The sequence below is a fragment of the Ruegeria sp. ABD4_443 genome (genome assembly GCF_056160865.1).
In genome coordinates this window covers 151,803-166,363 of record NZ_JBSWYA010000005.1, presented here as the reverse complement: position 1 = coordinate 166,363, position 14,561 = coordinate 151,803, and the positions used below count along the sequence as shown (strand labels likewise).

General features: G+C 61.6%; 18 protein-coding genes. 5 read left to right on the top strand and 13 right to left on the bottom strand.

Features of this window, described 5'->3' with window-relative positions:
• Positions 1–8: 8 nt before the first annotated feature.
• The 7 genes from tolR to ruvC all read right to left on the bottom strand — a co-directional run bounded on the left by tolR (position 9) and on the right by ruvC (position 4,552).
• Positions 9–482, bottom strand: coding sequence for a protein TolR (gene tolR, locus ACXAG8_RS11835; RefSeq protein ID WP_475224740.1), 474 nt, complete (start codon positions 480–482; stop codon positions 9–11).
• 1 nt (position 483) lies between these two features.
• Positions 484–1,179, bottom strand: coding sequence for a protein TolQ (gene tolQ / locus ACXAG8_RS11830; RefSeq protein WP_475224737.1), 696 nt, complete (start codon positions 1,177–1,179; stop codon positions 484–486).
• Positions 1,180–1,288: 109 nt separating this feature from the next.
• Positions 1,289–1,672: a tol-pal system-associated acyl-CoA thioesterase gene (ybgC, locus tag ACXAG8_RS11825; RefSeq protein ID WP_475224733.1), complete on the bottom strand. Its 384-nt coding sequence runs from the start codon at positions 1,670–1,672 to the stop codon at positions 1,289–1,291.
• A complete protein-coding gene (locus ACXAG8_RS11820; protein ID WP_475224728.1) occupies positions 1,669–2,292 on the bottom strand; it encodes a hypothetical protein in 624 nt (207 codons plus the stop codon). Before ACXAG8_RS11820 ends, ybgC begins: the two co-directional genes overlap by 4 nt.
• A gap of 64 nt (positions 2,293–2,356) precedes the next feature.
• A complete protein-coding gene (gene ruvB / locus ACXAG8_RS11815; protein WP_475224721.1) occupies positions 2,357–3,376 on the bottom strand; it encodes a Holliday junction branch migration DNA helicase RuvB in 1,020 nt (339 codons plus the stop codon).
• A gap of 4 nt (positions 3,377–3,380) precedes the next feature.
• Positions 3,381–4,058, bottom strand: a complete 678-nt coding sequence (gene ruvA, locus ACXAG8_RS11810) for a Holliday junction branch migration protein RuvA (protein WP_475224712.1) — start codon at positions 4,056–4,058, stop codon at positions 3,381–3,383.
• Entirely contained in the window at positions 4,055–4,552 is a 498-nt protein-coding gene (gene ruvC, locus ACXAG8_RS11805; RefSeq protein WP_475224709.1) for a crossover junction endodeoxyribonuclease RuvC, read from the bottom strand. The genes ruvA and ruvC overlap by 4 nt, the downstream gene beginning before the upstream one ends.
• A 334-nt stretch (positions 4,553–4,886) precedes the next feature.
• On the opposite strand from ruvC, the gene ACXAG8_RS11800 reads away from it, so the two are divergent.
• Positions 4,887–5,099, top strand: coding sequence for a DUF1127 domain-containing protein (locus ACXAG8_RS11800; RefSeq protein WP_475224704.1), 213 nt, complete (start codon positions 4,887–4,889; stop codon positions 5,097–5,099).
• 92 nt (positions 5,100–5,191) lie between these two features.
• Here the strand turns inward: ACXAG8_RS11800 and ACXAG8_RS11795 are convergent, their stop codons facing one another.
• The 4 genes from ACXAG8_RS11795 to ACXAG8_RS11780 form a co-directional block, all read right to left on the bottom strand.
• Positions 5,192–5,536 carry a hypothetical protein gene (locus tag ACXAG8_RS11795; protein WP_475224699.1) on the bottom strand — a complete coding sequence of 115 codons (345 nt, stop codon included), beginning with the start codon at positions 5,534–5,536 and terminating at the stop codon, positions 5,192–5,194.
• A 99-nt stretch (positions 5,537–5,635) separates the two neighbouring features.
• Positions 5,636–6,514, bottom strand: a complete 879-nt coding sequence (locus ACXAG8_RS11790; RefSeq protein WP_475224695.1) for a 50S ribosomal protein L11 methyltransferase — start codon at positions 6,512–6,514, stop codon at positions 5,636–5,638.
• 66 nt (positions 6,515–6,580) lie between these two features.
• A complete protein-coding gene (locus ACXAG8_RS11785) occupies positions 6,581–7,813 on the bottom strand; it encodes an MFS transporter (RefSeq protein ID WP_475224690.1) in 1,233 nt (410 codons plus the stop codon).
• 78 nt (positions 7,814–7,891) lie between these two features.
• Complete coding sequence (locus ACXAG8_RS11780) at positions 7,892–10,087, bottom strand: primosomal protein N' (RefSeq protein ID WP_475224687.1); 2,196 nt, start codon at positions 10,085–10,087, stop codon at positions 7,892–7,894.
• An 88-nt stretch (positions 10,088–10,175) separates the two neighbouring features.
• Between ACXAG8_RS11780 and fsa the strand changes: the two genes are divergently transcribed.
• From fsa to ACXAG8_RS11760, 4 genes are all read left to right on the top strand, one after another.
• Positions 10,176–10,829, top strand: a complete 654-nt coding sequence (gene fsa, locus ACXAG8_RS11775) for a fructose-6-phosphate aldolase (RefSeq protein WP_475224683.1) — start codon at positions 10,176–10,178, stop codon at positions 10,827–10,829.
• Between the two features lie 300 nt (positions 10,830–11,129).
• Positions 11,130–11,837 carry a DUF484 family protein gene (locus ACXAG8_RS11770; protein ID WP_475224680.1) on the top strand — a complete coding sequence of 236 codons (708 nt, stop codon included), beginning with the start codon at positions 11,130–11,132 and terminating at the stop codon, positions 11,835–11,837.
• Positions 11,834–12,754 (top strand): tyrosine recombinase XerC, encoded by a 921-nt coding sequence (locus ACXAG8_RS11765; protein WP_475224677.1) that lies wholly within the window; start codon positions 11,834–11,836, stop codon positions 12,752–12,754. The genes ACXAG8_RS11770 and ACXAG8_RS11765 overlap by 4 nt, the downstream gene beginning before the upstream one ends.
• A 79-nt stretch (positions 12,755–12,833) precedes the next feature.
• Positions 12,834–13,529 carry a CDP-alcohol phosphatidyltransferase family protein gene (locus ACXAG8_RS11760; protein WP_475224672.1) on the top strand — a complete coding sequence of 232 codons (696 nt, stop codon included), beginning with the start codon at positions 12,834–12,836 and terminating at the stop codon, positions 13,527–13,529.
• Between the two features lie 30 nt (positions 13,530–13,559).
• Here the strand turns inward: ACXAG8_RS11760 and ACXAG8_RS11755 are convergent, their stop codons facing one another.
• The gene (locus ACXAG8_RS11755) at positions 13,560–14,027 is read right to left on the bottom strand and encodes a hypothetical protein (protein ID WP_475224665.1); all 468 of its coding nucleotides are present in this window, start codon (positions 14,025–14,027) and stop codon (positions 13,560–13,562) included.
• 75 nt (positions 14,028–14,102) lie between these two features.
• Positions 14,103–14,558, bottom strand: a complete 456-nt coding sequence (locus ACXAG8_RS11750; RefSeq protein ID WP_475224658.1) for a methylated-DNA--[protein]-cysteine S-methyltransferase — start codon at positions 14,556–14,558, stop codon at positions 14,103–14,105.
• Positions 14,559–14,561 lie beyond the last annotated feature (3 nt).

The window sequence follows — 14,561 nt, the reverse complement described above, 5'->3', positions numbered from 1 at the left end:
GCGCGGCCTCACTCTCCACCTTCGTCCAATGTCGGACCACCGGTATCGGTTACCAGGCCCACATTCGAAAACCCGCCCGCATTCAACGCCCCCATGACCTGCATGACCTGGGCATAAGGGATCGCGCCGTCTGCACGCAGGAACACGCGGTCGCTGGTCCGTTCGACGGCAATAGCCCGCAATTTCCCGATCAGGTCCGCACGCGCCACATCGGTCGTCTGGATTTGAACCCGGCCATCGGCGGTCAGCGTCACGGTCAACGGTTCTTCGTTATCCCCCGGCAGGGCACTTGCCGCCGTCTTGGGCAGATCCACCGGCACCCCGACCGTCAAAAGAGGCGCAGCCACCATGAAAATGATCAACAGCACCAGCATCACGTCCACAAAGGGCGTCACGTTGATTTCGGCCATCGGCCTGGCCCGCCCGCGCCGCCGCCCGCGCCGCCGGCCATTGTCCCCCGATTGCTGGACCGCCGCACCCATTTCAGCTGTCCAACTGGCGCGACAGGATGGTGGCGAACTCGTCGGCAAATGCCTCGTAGCCGGAAACGATACGGTCGCTGTCGGCGCTCAGCTTGTTATAGAAGATCACCGCCGGGATCGCCGCCAAAAGCCCAAGCCCCGTCGCCAGCAAAGCCTCGGCGATGCCCGGCGCCACAACGGCAAGGTTGGTATTTTGCTGCTCGGCAATTTCGATAAAGGCATTCATGATGCCCCAAACCGTCCCGAACAGGCCGATAAACGGGGCCGTCGACCCGACGGTCGCCAGAATGGGCAGACCTTTTTGCAGGACCTCGGCCTCTTTCGCGATCGCTACATCCATCGACCGGTCGATCCGCGCCGTCGCCCCGGCAATCAGCCCGCCATCCGTACGATGCGATCTGCGCCATTCGATCATTCCGGCCGCAAAAATTTTCTCGGAACTCCCATCGGGCCGCGAGCCTATTTCTTCGAACAGCTCATCCAACGGATTGCCGGACCAGAACGCCTCGTCGAAAACCTGCGCCTCGCGCCGGGCCGACCTGTAGGTGATTAGCTTTTGAATGATGATCGACCAAGACCAGAAGGATGCGATCACAAGGATCAGCATCACCACCTTGACGATAAAGGTTGCGCGGGCAAACAGCCCCCACATGGAGAAATCGATCTCCTGCGCCAGCGCCAGCGTTTCAGCTTCCATGAACCTGCTCTTTGTTTTGCCTGACGGCCGTTCGTTTGGCCTTGTTTTGCCAGACGCTACCGCAGATCGGCACGAATTGCCAACAGAACCACCCCTGCTGATGGTTTTGTTACATCAATGCGCGAATCTCTGCCGGCAGCCGCACGGGGCGGCCATTGCTGCCCACACATACCGCCGTGACCGAGGCCCGAAAAATCGTGTCGCTTCCCCGCCGGATGACCTGCGCCATCGTCAACCGCACGCCGGTTATTGCGACAAGCTCGGTTTCGACAACCAGTTCGTCATCGAATTTTGCCGAGGCCAGATACTCAGCCTCGACCCGGCGCACCACCCAGACGACCCCGGCCTCGCGCATGGCATTCTGGTCATTGCCAAGGTTGCGCACCCAATCTGATCGGGCACGTTCGATATAGCGCAGGTAATTCGCATGATAGACAACCCCGCCCATATCCGTGTCTTCGTAATAGACCCGGATCGGAAATTCATGTGTCATGGCACCTGCTCCTGCCTGGCAAACAACCGCAAAGCATGCGCCGGATCATTGGCCGCAGCAGGCAAAACCGGATCATACGCCACGCGGATCAGTTCTGCTATGTCCGGCCTGAGAATGGTCGCCCCGGCCGCAACCGCCAATGGCGAGGCGTCCCGAAAGGCCGTATCCGACCACAGCAGGATCGTTTGCACGACCTGGCTCAGCGCCAGGGTTTCCGCCGGCAGCCGGGACATGTCCTTGTCCATCTTCAGAAACACAAAGGCAGCCCGGATCGCGCCATCCTCCTCGAACCGGAATACGCGGTACTGGTTGGCCTCAGCCGCAATCAGCCGCTCGACCAGCGGGCCCAGGTCGGGCACCAGCCGATCAAGGTCGGGCACCTGGGGCAATTCCCGCCAATCCCGGAAAAAGAACACCATGCAGTTCGCACCCAGTTCCGGGTCGGTTTCCGTCAACTTGTGGCCGGCCAGCGCCACGACCGCCTCGAACGCCCCTTTGACAATCGCCAGGGTTTCTTCCTCGACGCCAAAAACAATCGGCGCGATCGGCCGCCCCCAACGCGCAAACAGGAACTCTCCGCTTTCCCGGGTAAACAGCGCTTCTATCTCGTCGGGCGTCACGCGCTATCCTTCATCTTTTTCACAAATACTCTCGCCGAAGGCATAAAATTTCTGGCGCCCGGCTTCAACCGAACAGATCGTTTTGACCCTTGGGCGCAGCCATCCCAAGATGCGTCCAGGCCTTTTGCGCCAGCATCCGCCCCCGCGGCGTGCGCTGGATCAGCCCTTGCTGCAACAGGAAAGGCTCGATGACCTCCTCCAGCGAGTCCCGGCTTTCCGACAGGGCCGCCGAAAGCGTCTCGATACCAACGGGCCCGCCGGCATAGTTTTCGGCAATCAATTGCAGGTATCGGCGGTCAGCGCCGTCCAGCCCCAGGTTGTCCACCCCCAGACGGGTCAGCGCACCGTCGGCCAGTTCGCGGGTGATCCGCCCGTCACCCTCGACGATGGCAAAGTCAACGACCCTGCGCAGCAACCGCCCCGCGATCCGCGGCGTTCCGCGCGACCGCCGCGCAATCTCGCGCGCGCCGTCATCATCGGCGGGCGCGCCCAGCTTTCGGGCATTGCGGGTGACAATCTCATGCAGCTCTTCAACCGTATAGAACTGCAAACGTGTCGGGATACCAAACCGGTCGCGCAGGGGCGTGGTCAAAAGCCCCATGCGGGTGGTCGCACCAACCAGGGTAAAAGGCTGCAACTCGATCCGCACCGTCCGCGCGGCCGGGCCCTCGCCGATGACCAGATCCAGCTCGAAATCCTCCATCGCCGGATACAGCACCTCTTCTACAGCCGGGTTCAACCGATGAATTTCGTCGATAAACAACACGTCCCGCGATTCAAGATTGGTCAGGATTGCCGCCAAATCCCCCGCCTTGGCCAGAACCGGCCCCGATGTCATGCGAAAATTCACCCCCAACTCGCGCGCCATGATCTGCGCCAGCGTGGTCTTTCCCAACCCCGGCGGGCCGTGAAACAAAGTGTGATCCATTGCCTCGCCGCGCTGGCGGGCGGATTGGATAAAGACGCGCAAGTTGGCCCGCGCCTCGGCCTGGCCGATGAACTCGTCCAGACCTTGCGGGCGCAAAGCGCGGTCATTGTCCTCGGGCAGCGGATCCGGGCGCAGGGTGGGGTCTGCATCTACCATTCATTCACCCTTTCGGCGCAAGCAGCTTCAACGCCGCGCGGATCAGATCCGCCTCGCCCGCATCCGGGGTCTGTGCTGCTGCTTCGGCCACGGCCGAGGCCGCCTCGGACGCGCCATAGCCCAGATTGGACAGGGCCGATAACGCCCCGGCCGATGCCGCAGCGCCACCTGGCGCCGCCGTCACCGCCCGCTTTGGCGCGGCGACCGGGCCGGGTGTCTCGACGACATCTGCGGCGGGGCCATCCATCGCCTCGGTCACGGTGCCGCCCATGGCCATGACGCCCGGCGCCTTGTCCTTGAGATCCAGCACGATCCGTTGCGCCGTCTTGGGCCCTACACCCTTGGCAGCCTTGACGGCACCCCAGTCGCCCAGCGCAATAGCCCGGCTGACCCCATCCGGGCCCAGGGCGCTGAGAATGGCCAAAGATACCTTGGCACCAACCCCCTGCACCGAGCACAGCAAGCGATGCCATTCCTTCTCGATCAGGGACAGGAACCCGTACAACTGCATCAGGTCCTCGCGCACCACCATGTCGGTATAGATCGAGACCGCCTCGCCGACCCCGGGCAGGGCCGCCATGGTGCGGTCGGAACAATAAACGATATACCCGACCCCGCGCACGTCGATCAGCACATGATCCGCCGCCCGGTAATCCAGCCGCCCCGTCAGCTTTCCGATCATGCCCGCACCTCTTTCATCCGCGCCCGAGGCGCGGCACCGTAATATGAATGACAGATGGCAATCGCCAGCGCATCCGCCGCATCCGCGCCCTTGGGCTGACATCCCGGCAGTTGCAGCTTGACCATGTGCAGCACCTGTTCTTTTTCGGCATGGCCAACGCCCACAACCGTTTTCTTGACCCTGTTGGGGGCATATTCGCCCACCGGCAGCCCGGCCTGCGCCAGTGTCAGCAACGCCACGCCGCGCGCCTGGCCCAGCTTCAGCGTGCCCGCCCCGTCCTTGTTGACAAATGTCTGTTCGATTGCCGCCTGGTCCGGCCTGTGTTCGGCTATGACTTCGACAATCTGGTTGTGCAGCGACAGCAGCCGCTCGCCCAGATCATCCCCATCTGATTTGCACAAACCGTTGGCCACATGGCTCAGGCGGCTGCCATGCGATTCGATGACGCCCCATCCCAGGGTCCTGAGCCCCGGATCAATGCCCAGAATTCGCATGCTTTGCCTTGGTCTGCTCGGGTTCATGTGATCTTTTCACTTCGATTAGCACGAAGCATGAACATTTTCCAAGCGAATTGACCCACAACCCAAAAACGACAGACCTGTCCCATAGGCGACAGAATGGTCAAACAGCGACCCGGAATGATCTGAAAACGACCCCAAGTTAAACCAAATTTCATCAATTTTTTAAGGGTTTTACACGAGTTTTCAGCAATGCATTTTTTGCATGGGACGCATGCAAAAAATGCACTTGTGGTCACATTTCCGGGCCACTAGATGGCCGAATTGACTCGACCACAAAAACGTCACTCGAACCAGAAGGAAACAGGATATGGCTGTACTGGACACCACCCGCACCACCACCGGATCGTTCGGCCTTGCCGGCCGTATCGGCGCAACTTTTGTCGCGATGGTAAACACCATTGTCGAATGGAATGACGCCCGCGTTACGCGCAACGTGCTGAGCAGCCTGACTGACCGCGAGCTGGAAGATATCGGGCTGTGCCGTGGCGACATCGAAACCGTCGCTGATTTCGGGCGCTGAACCTGACGCCTAACACATGTCCGGGCAGGAACGCCCGGGCAAAAAAACACCGCGGGCTTTATGGCGCGCGGTGTTTTTTTTCGGTCCAGACCTCAGTAGAGGACTTTGTTCAACTGGACTGAGAGAATTTCTGTCACCGGATCAATCTGCATGATCCAGGCACCGGCCTGTTCGACCGACGTTCCGCCGTTCAAGCTGTCGATCCTGTATTGATAGCCCGACGGCCCGAGGCTGGACAACAGGAACGCCTTGAAGGCGAAAAACCCAAGCAGGCACAGCAAAAGAACCTTAACAGGAACGGCGGACCGCATGCGTTGCGGTTTCATGACGACCAGGCCATCCTTGCGCATCGTCGCGCGATAGCCCCGTGTCATCTTCCTGTGCTTTTTGTTCAGGCGATGAACGCGCTGATCAAATTCCAGTTGTTTCCCAGTCATGGCAGCCTCCGAAAACCGCCCCCTCTAGCGAATTAGAGGACGGTACGCATAGAATGCGTCAAAACCGAGGCAGAAATCCACGAAACTCCTGCAAATGGCCTAATTTGCGCCCTGTTTCGTTAAGATTAGCGTCGTCCATTCACCAATCAGGTCTTTCTGGGTCAGATTGAACCCGTTTTGCAGATAAACAGCCACGACATCATCGGCCTGTTCATTGAGGATTCCCGATAGGATCGCGTGCCCGCCGGGCCGGAGATTCTCTGACAGGTCAGGCGACAAAGCCACCAACGGTCCCTTGAGGATATTGGCAAATATCAGGTCATAGGGTGCTGCGGATTGCAGGTCGGGATGGTCGAAACCCGCAGCCTCGACACAGCGCACGGCCCCGGACATGCCGTTTGCCTTCAGGTTGGCCTCGGCCACGTCGACGGCGACCTGGTCGATATCGCTGGCCAGAATTGTTCCGTCCCAGACGCGTGCCGCCGCCATTGCCAGCACGGCGGTTCCGCAGCCGATATCGGCGACGCTATTCGCAGTGAACCCCTGATCCAGCAGGTGATCCAGCGCCTTCAGGCATCCCAGCGTGGTGCCGTGATGACCGGTGCCAAAGGCCATAGCGGCCTCGATCAGCAGCGGGATACGCCCGTCGGGCAGTTTATCCGCGTCATGGCTGCCATAGACAAAGAACCGCCCGGCCTCGACCGGGGCGAGTTCACGGCGCACATGGGCGACCCAATCCGTTTCGGGCAGTTCCGAGACTACAAAGGGTTTGGCGTCGAATGCCGCGGCCAGAACGGCCAGCGCCGTTTCGTCCGGGGTTTCGGTGAAATATCCGCCGACCTCCCACAGGCCCGATCCGTCCTCGACCTCGAAGACGCCGATGCCGGTGGGCTCGGGGGCCAAACGCTCCATCGCCTCGCCCAGGCCTTCGGCTGCGGCCTTGCCGGTCAGGGTGGTAAGGGCGGTAAATGTGGGCATCGGGGCCTCCTGTACAGGTTGACACAGCGCCTAGGGCGGACGGGCCCCAAGGTCAAGCGCTGGTGTCTATTCCGCAGGTGCCGGTGCGTATTTTGAAAAGATGGTCTCGTTGCCGGGTTCGGGGTGGCGCGGGATCAGCAAGGACAGCGCCAGCGAAACGAACGCCATGCAGGCGGCCAGTGCAAATACCGCACCGGGCGAAACGACCCAGAGCAGCCCCAGAAGCGCGGGCAGGAACACCGCCGCGATATGGTTGATGGTAAAGGCCACCGCCGCCGTCGGGGCAATATCCGCCGGGTCGGCGATCTTTTGAAAATAGGTCTTCAACGCCAAGGCCAGCGCAAAAAGAACATGGTCGATGACATATAGGGTCGCCGCCAGAAGGACACCCCATCCAAACCAGTAGATGCCGCCATAGGCCGCAAAAACGATGGCCAGCCCGGTATATTCGAAGATCAGTGTGCGGCGCTCGCCGAACCTTGCAACGGCCTTGCCCAGCATCGGGGCGGCCGCCATGTTGATCACCAGGTTGATCAGGTACAGGCTGGTAAGTTCGTGCACTTCGAACCCGAATTTTTCGACCATCATGAAGCCTGCGAAAACAACGAAAATCTGTCGCCGCGCCCCGGCCATGAATTGCAGCGCGTAATACAGCCAGTAACGGCGGCGCAGGATCAGTTTCTTGGTCTGCGGCGTCGGCGCATCGAATTGCGGATAGGCAATCAGGCACAACAATGCCAGCACAGCGGTCGTTCCGCCTGCGGCCATGAACACCAGGTCATAGGACAGGTCGAACCGTTCCCAGGTCAGGACGATCAGCCCATAGACCACCAGCGTCGAGGCCGACCCCATGGCCACCAGCCAGCCCAGCACCTGCGGCGCGCGGTCCTTGGGCAGCCATTGCAATTGCAGCGACTGGTTGACCGTCTCGTAATAGTGAAACCCGATCGAGCTGAACAAGGTCACGAAAAGCAGCCCGCCCAGACTGGGAAACCACGCGGTCACTGCCGTTGCCACACCCAGCATCATCAACGAGATCATCGCCAGAACCTGTTCGCGGACAAAGATGATCACCGCGATCACGCCAACGGCCAGAAAGCCCGGAATTTCCCGCACGGTATGCAGCAGGCCGATATCAGCGCCATCGAAATTCGCCACCTCGATGACAAAGTTGTTCAGCAGCGCGCTCCACGCGTTGAACGCGATGGGCATGGTCAGCGCCATCACGAACAAAAGCGTTACGGGGCGGCGCCAGAACGGAAGGGACCGCGCCTCGGACAGGGGCATGGGTTTCAGCATGAGACCCCTCTACGCCCATTTTCGCCGCTTGGCGAGAGGCAAGAGCGCAATGCACAGTCGCTCTGCATTGGTGCAGGGTCAGTAGAAACTCTGCGGGTCGATATCGACGGTCAGGCGAATATCACCTTTCAGGCGCAAGGGGGCGATCCAGCGGGCGATGGCATCCTGAATGGGCGCCCCCTTGGGGGCCTTGACCAGCAGGCGCACGCGGTGCCGCCCCCGGATACGCGCAATCGGTGCCGGGGCCGGACCAAAGACCTGCGCGCCAATCTCGCGCAATGGCGCGTCGTTGCGGGCCATCGCATTGCCCACATCGAAAACCGGCGCGACCTCGGGGCCTGACAGCACGATCCCGGCCATGCGCCCATAGGGCGGCACCCCGGCGGCCTGCCGCCCGGCGGCCTCGGCCTTCCAGAACCCTTCTTCGTCACCAGACAGAATCGCCCGGATCACAGGGTGTTCGGGCTGAAAGGTCTGTAACAGCGCCTGCCCCGGCTTGTCCGCCCGCCCCGCGCGGCCCGCGACCTGTCGCATCAGTTGAAACGTCCGCTCAGCCGCGCGCAAGTCCGCCCCATGCAGCGACAGGTCGGCGTCGATCACCCCCACCAGCGTCAGCTTGGGAAAGTTGTGCCCCTTGGCCACCAGTTGTGTGCCGATGATGATATCGGCATCGCCTTCGGCAATTTCTTCGATCTTGGCCTTCAGCGCCCGCGCCGAGCCGAACAGATCAGAGCTGAGCATCGCGATCCTGGCGTCGGGAAAGGTTGCCTCGGCCTCTTCCGCCAACCGTTCGATCCCCGGCCCGACCGGGGCCAGCTTGCCCTCGACCCCGCAGGACGGGCAGGCATCGGGCATCGGTTTGGTCTCACCGCATTGGTGGCACATCAGCCGCTTGAGGAACCGGTGTTCGACCATCCGCGCATCGCAATGATCACAGGCGATCTGTTCCCCGCACGCCCGGCACAATGTCACCGGGGCATAGCCGCGCCGGTTGATGAACAGCAGCGATTGTTCGCCCCGTTCGATCCGTTGCCGGACCGCCTGCCGCAGCGACGGGGAAATCCACGTTCCCGGCTGCATCTGCTCGGCCCGCATGTCGATCGGCTTCATCTCGGGCAGGACCGCATCGCCAAAGCGCGAGGTCAGGTCGATGCGCTCATACTTGCCCGCCTCGGCATTGGCCCAACTTTCCAGCGACGGCGTCGCGCTGGCCAGGATCACCCGCCCGCCACAAATGGCCGACCGCAGAACCGCCATGTCGCGGGCGCTGTAATGCACACCGTCTTCCTGCTTGTAGGATGTGTCGTGTTCCTCATCGACCACCACCAACCCCAGATCGCGAAACGGCAGGAACAGCGCCGACCGTGCACCGACAACCAGTTGCGCATCGCCCTGCCCGACCATCCGCCAGACCCGGCGGCGTTCGGTCATGGTCGCGCCCGAATGCCATTCTGCGGGGCGCGCGCCAAACCGCGCCTCGACCCGCGTCAGGAATTCAGCGGTCAGGGCGATCTCGGGCAGCAGAACCAGCGCCTGCCGCCCCATCCGCAGCGCCTCGGCCACGGCTTCCAGATAGACCTCGGTCTTGCCTGATCCTGTCACGCCCTTCAGCAAGGTGGTGCCATAGTCGCCGGTGCGTTGCCCCGCCTGCAATCTGGTAACTGCCGCCGCCTGATCTTTGGTCAGGTCTTTTCCGGGGCGGTCAGGGTCCAGATGCGGATAGGGCAGATCGCGCGGGCTGTCCTCTTCGCGCACGGCACCCTGTTTCACCAGCCCCTTGACGACCGAGGATGTCACCCCGGCCTGTTCCGCCAGTTCTTTCAGCGTAAACGCCAGCCCGCCATAGTCGCGCAAGACCTCCAGCACGCGGGTGCGCGCGTCGGTCATCCGGTCCGGCTGACCGTTGCCCAGCCGATAAACCTTGCGCATCGACGGCGGATCACCCAAGCCCGGCGCGCGGGTCGCCAGCCGCAGCATCGCGGGCATCGGCGTCAGCGTGTAATCGGCCACCTTGCCCAGAAACACGCGCATTTCTTCGCGCATCGGCGCAACCTCAAGCACGCGGATGACCGACCGCGCCTTGCTTAGGTCAAATCCCCCCTGCCCCGGCCCCCAAACCACGCCCAGCACCTTGCGCGGACCCAGCGGCACCTCGACAAACGCGCCCAGAAAACACCCGCCCTCGGGCGCCTTGTAATCCAGCGTCCGGTCCAGCGGTTGGGCGGTCAGCACCGCAACCAGCTCACCTTGGTCGAAAAAACCGTTAGCGCTCACTGCATATCCTTTGCTAGGGGTTCCAGCACGGGTCTCTTTGAGGTAAAGCCATCCGCGACCAAGGCCAACCCATCAAAGGACTGCCCTCATGAAATTCTTTGTAGACACCGCCGAAATCGACGCCATCGCCGAGTTGAACGACCTGGGCATGGTGGACGGCGTGACCACCAACCCGTCGCTGATCCTGAAATCGGGCCGCGACATCCTGGAAGTGACCAAGGAAATCTGCGACCTGGTCGACGGGCCGGTATCCGCCGAAGTGGTCGCAACCGAGGCCGACGACATGATCGCCGAAGGCCGCAAGCTGGCCAAGATCGCCCCCAATATCGCCGTGAAAGTGCCGCTGACATGGGCCGGGCTGAAAACCTGCAAAACTCTGTCCGACGAAGGCCAGATGGTCAACGTCACCCTGTGTTTTTCGACCAACCAGGCCATTCTGGCGGCCAAGGCCGGCGCGACCTTTATCTCTCCCTTTATCGGGCGGTTGGACGACATCAACCTGGATGGCATGGACCTGATCGCCGATATTCGCCAGGTCTATGACAATTACGGGTTCGAGACCGAGATCCTGGCGGCCTCGATCCGCACGGTGAACCACATCACCGACAGCGCCCGCATCGGTGCCGACGTGATCACCGCACCGCCCGCAGTGATCAAGAAACTGGCCGACCACCCGCTGACCGACAAGGGCCTGGAAACCTTTTTGGCCGATTGGGCCAAGACCGGTCAGAAAATCCTCTGACCAGAGCCACAACAGACCAGCCGCGGGGGGGGGCCGGCGGCGCGCCCCGCCCACCCCCCCAAAACCCACCCTTTCTCCCTCCCCCCCCCCCCCCCACCCCCCACCCCCCCCCCCCCCCCCCCCCCCCCCCCCCCCCCCCCGGCCCAACTGACAGGGCCTGATCTTTGATCATGCCCCGGCAGGCGGGAGCCCAGCTTTGCCGCAATCAGGCTTAAAACCACTTTGACGTGCATTTTTTCCAAGGCAATTCCGGCGACCCGTGATATAACCCGCCCAACAAAAAGAATGACCGGACAGGACATGAGCAGCAATCCGAAACTCGAGGACAACCTCCGGGCCGCTATTCTTGCGGAACCCGACGCCGTGCTGGATGACAAGGACCTGATGCAGGCGCTGGTCGCGGCGAATGAACGGGCACGCGGCGACAATATCATCGACTTGCGCGGCATTGCCATGCAGCGCCTTGAGGCCCGGCTGGACCGGCTTGAGGACACCCACCGTTCAGTGATCGCCGCCGCCTATGAAAACCTTGCCGGGACCAATCAGGTGCATCGCGCCATCCTGCGCCTGCTGGAACCTGTCGATTTCGAAGATTTCCTGCGGGCTTTGGGAAATGATGTGGCAGATATCCTGCGCGTGGACAGGATCACGCTGGTCCTGGAAACAACCCTTGCTGGGAAAGACCCCGCCATCGACAAACTGGGCGGTGTCCTGACCATTGTCGAACCCGGCTTTGTGAATGCCTACCTTGCCCATGACCGTAACGGTCAGGTTCGCGATGTTACGCTACGCGAAATCCGCCAGCCCGAGGTGATGATCTACGGCACATCAAGTGGTCATCTGAGGTCCGAGGCCTGCCTGTTGCTTGATCTCGGCGAGGGCCGCCTGCCGGGGATGATCGTCATGGGCGCCCGCGATCCGCGGCATTTCTCACCGCAATTGGGCACGGATCTTTTGTCCTTTTTTGCAGGCGTGTTCGAACGCTCGATGCGCCACTGGCTGTCGTGAGCCTGATCTCACCAGCCTGTCGGGATGCGCTTCAGCATTGGCTCGACAGTTTGGGCGCGCTGGCCGGACGGTCGGAAAATACCAAATCGGCCTATTGCGGGGATGTGACCGAATTTCTGTCGTTCATGACCCTGCACGACAGCCAGCGGCAAGGGCTGGCCGCGCTGGAACGGGTATCGGTTTCGGACATGCGCGCCTGGATGGCCCGTCAACGCGAAACCGGCGTCGGCGCCAGGTCTCTGGCCCGCAAACTGTCGGCCGTTAAAAGCTTTTATCGCTGGCTGGCGGAACGCGAAGGGTTTGAACCCACCGCCGTATTGTCGACCCGCGCACCGAAATTCACCAAGAAACTGCCGCGCCCACTGGCCGAAGATGCCGCGCGGGCGATGATAGATACGGTTGAATTGCAGTCAGGGTCCGACTGGGTTGCGGCGCGGGATGTCGCCGTTGTCACCCTGCTATACGGCTGCGGGTTGCGCATATCCGAGGCGCTGTCACTGACCGGTGCGGATGCGCCATTGCCGACCACATTGCGCATCATGGGCAAGGGCGGCAAGGAACGGGTCGTGCCTGTCATCCCAGCGGCGCAAAACGCGGTTGATCGTTACCTGCGGCTATGCCCGCATCCTCAGTCCCCGTCCGCGGCCTTGTTTCGCGGCGTTCGCGGGGGCGCGCTGAACCCGCGCGCAATCCAGGGGGTGATGGCCAAGGCCCGGATGCAATTGGGCCTTCCGGCCACGGCAACCCCGCATGCCATGCGCCACAGCTTTGCCACGCACCTGCTGTCGGCGGGCGGCGACCTGCGGGCTATTCAGGAACTCCTTGGGCACGCATCCCTTTCGACGACACAGGCCTATACCGCCGTGGACACGGCCCGCCTGATGGAAGTCTACAACAAGGCCCACCCGAAGGCATGACCCCAATCCCCCCACAAGCCAGCGGACCGGTTCAGTTTTTTGCTTTGCATCTGGCGGGCGCTTCGTACATGACACCGACATGACACTGAGATTCAAAGCACTGGCCGTCCACCTGTTCACCGCGACCGGCGCGGTATTTGCAATGCTGGCCATGCTGGCCGCCGTCGAGGAAAAGTGGAGCCTGATGTTCCTGTGGCTCGTCGTGTCCTTTGTGGTCGACGGCATCGACGGACCGCTCGCCCGCCATTATCACGTCAAGAAAAACGCCCCCGAATTCGATGGCGTTCTGCTGGATTTGATCATCGACTATCTGACTTATGTGTTCATCCCGGCCTATGCGCTGTTCAAATCCGGCCTGATGGACGGCTGGACAGGCTGGTTCGCGATCATCGTCATCACCTTTGCCAGTGCGATGTATTTCGCGGATACGCGGATGAAGACCAAGGATAATTCGTTTTCCGGCTTTCCCGGATGTTGGAACATGGTTGTCGTCGTCGTTTTCGCGCTAGAGCCGAATTTCTGGATCAGCCTGATTTTGGTGACGCTTCTGGCGGTGGCGATGTTCCTGCCGCTCAAGTTCATTCACCCGGTTCGGACCGAGCGCTGGCGCAAGCTGTCCCTGCCCATGGCCCTGGCCTGGACCTTTTTTGCCGGCTGGGCCGCCTGGGTCGATTTCCACCCCGAAAGCTGGGCGCATTGGGGCCTGGTCGTCACCAGCTTGTACCTTGTCTTTGCGGGCATTGCGCAGCAACTGATCCCGCAACGCACGGCCTGATACCGCACCGGCACGGGCTGTTCCGGGGGTTTACAGGACTTCCTGCACTTCGAATTCGGTGCCGTTATGGGTGAAGAAATCACCTTGCTGCAAACCTGCCATTGCCAGGTAAATGGGGCTTTGGGTTGAAATCCCCATATAGGTCCGGCCATCGACTTCGAACCGGGTCGTTGACACACAAACCACGAAACTGCGGTTGTTGAACCGGATTACTGCACCGGGGCTGACCGTGTCTGTCAGGGTGAAATCCGTATTCTCGATCACGTCGATCTTGGCGTGATGGGCGTGCACCGGGGCATCGAAAGCTGCGGCCAGGTCTGCATTCTCGCGCGAGGCCGCGATATCGTCCTTGTCGTGCCCTTCCCGGTCGTCCAACTGAGAATCCCGCAGGAACGCGTCATAATGGGCTTGCGCCGTCGCCAGCTCTTGCGCCTCAAGCGACATCAGGCGGTCGACAATGGCCTTTTTCCGGGCAGCCGGGTCTTTTTGGGCGGTCATGTTTCGCTGTCCTTCGAGTTCCTATCCCCTACAGGTTGGGCCTCAAACTGCGGGATTGCAACAGGATTCAACGGGTCAGATCAGCAAGCTGGCCGCCCCTTCGTGGCGCAGCAGCGCAACTTTGCCTTCGATCCCGCCCTGCCCCGAGAACCCGCCCAGCCCGCTGGCCGCAAGAACGCGATGACAGGGGATGATCACCGGAATCGGGTTGGCTCCGCAGGCCTGGCCGATCGTCTGTGCAGGGTGGAAAAGCTGTTGCGCAAGCGCGCCATAGGTCCGCGTCTCGCCAAACGGGATCGCGTAGATCAGGTCACAGACCTTTTGCTGAAAGGCCGAACCGGCAATGCGGTAGGGCAGGTCAAACTGCGCAAGCCGCCCGGCATCATAAGCTTTGAGCTGCGCCTTGGCTTCTTGCAGCAGCGGCGTTACCGACCCTTCGTTCCGGCCATTCCACACAAGACGCGTGATCGCCCCGTCGGTGTCTTCGACACCAAGTTGTCCAAATTGGGTTTCAACGGTGATCATCGGCATGGG

Excerpts from the sequence above, each read along its gene's own strand:
- tolR (WP_475224740.1), bottom strand. The coding sequence starts at position 482 with ATGGGTGCGGCGGTCCAGCAATCGGGGGACAATGGCCGGCGGCGCGGG.
- tolQ (WP_475224737.1), bottom strand. The coding sequence starts at position 1,179 with ATGGAAGCTGAAACGCTGGCGCTGGCGCAGGAGATCGATTTCTCCATG.
- ybgC (WP_475224733.1), bottom strand. The coding sequence starts at position 1,672 with ATGACACATGAATTTCCGATCCGGGTCTATTACGAAGACACGGATATG.
- ruvB (WP_475224721.1), bottom strand. The coding sequence starts at position 3,376 with ATGGTAGATGCAGACCCCACCCTGCGCCCGGATCCGCTGCCCGAGGAC.
- ruvA (WP_475224712.1), bottom strand. The coding sequence starts at position 4,058 with ATGATCGGAAAGCTGACGGGGCGGCTGGATTACCGGGCGGCGGATCAT.
- ruvC (WP_475224709.1), bottom strand. The coding sequence starts at position 4,552 with ATGCGAATTCTGGGCATTGATCCGGGGCTCAGGACCCTGGGATGGGGC.
- ACXAG8_RS11800 (WP_475224704.1), top strand. The coding sequence starts at position 4,887 with ATGGCTGTACTGGACACCACCCGCACCACCACCGGATCGTTCGGCCTT.
- ACXAG8_RS11795 (WP_475224699.1), bottom strand. The coding sequence starts at position 5,536 with ATGACTGGGAAACAACTGGAATTTGATCAGCGCGTTCATCGCCTGAAC.
- ACXAG8_RS11790 (WP_475224695.1), bottom strand. The coding sequence starts at position 6,514 with ATGCCCACATTTACCGCCCTTACCACCCTGACCGGCAAGGCCGCAGCC.
- ACXAG8_RS11785 (WP_475224690.1), bottom strand. The coding sequence starts at position 7,813 with ATGCTGAAACCCATGCCCCTGTCCGAGGCGCGGTCCCTTCCGTTCTGG.
- fsa (WP_475224683.1), top strand. The coding sequence starts at position 10,176 with ATGAAATTCTTTGTAGACACCGCCGAAATCGACGCCATCGCCGAGTTG.
- ACXAG8_RS11770 (WP_475224680.1), top strand. The coding sequence starts at position 11,130 with ATGAGCAGCAATCCGAAACTCGAGGACAACCTCCGGGCCGCTATTCTT.
- ACXAG8_RS11760 (WP_475224672.1), top strand. The coding sequence starts at position 12,834 with ATGACACTGAGATTCAAAGCACTGGCCGTCCACCTGTTCACCGCGACC.
- ACXAG8_RS11755 (WP_475224665.1), bottom strand. The coding sequence starts at position 14,027 with ATGACCGCCCAAAAAGACCCGGCTGCCCGGAAAAAGGCCATTGTCGAC.
- ACXAG8_RS11750 (WP_475224658.1), bottom strand. The coding sequence starts at position 14,558 with ATGCCGATGATCACCGTTGAAACCCAATTTGGACAACTTGGTGTCGAA.